This is a genomic window from Pantoea eucrina (assembly GCF_001691555.1).
Classification (GTDB): Bacteria; Pseudomonadota; Gammaproteobacteria; order Enterobacterales; family Enterobacteriaceae; genus Pantoea; species Pantoea borealis.
In genome coordinates, this window is the sequence record NZ_MAYN01000008.1 from 143,687 (window position 1) to 144,081 (window position 395).

Annotated in this window: 1 tRNA gene; it reads left to right on the forward strand. The window is 53.7% G+C overall.

The features are described 5' to 3' along the window. Positions 1-34 precede the first annotated feature (34 nt). A tRNA-Glu gene (locus tag BBA90_RS19420) sits at positions 35-109 on the forward strand. Positions 110-395: the final 286 nt, after the last annotated feature.

Here is a 395-nt window from a genome sequence, read left to right on the forward strand (position 1 = left end):
TGAGCAAGACGGCTGCGAAGTCGCGACACGATGTGTCCCCTTCGTCTAGCGGTTAGGACTCCGCCCTTTCACGGCGGCAACAGGGGTTCGAATCCCCTAGGGGACGCCACTTGCTTGGTGACAGGTGAAAGGTGTCTCCACGAAATATCTCAAAACTGACGGCGACGTCGAGTTTGAGATATTGCTCTTTAACAATCCGGAACAAGCTGAAAATTTGAAACGACCGCGTCGTATTCGTTCTCCGTAATAAGAACGATGCGCGATGCGGCCGGGTCTCAAGATTATCGCGATTCACAGCGTGTCAAAACGCCTGTGGGTTGTGAGGTTAAGCGACCAAGCGTACACGGTGGATGCCCTGGCAGTCAGAGGCGATGAAGGACGTGCTAATCTGCGAA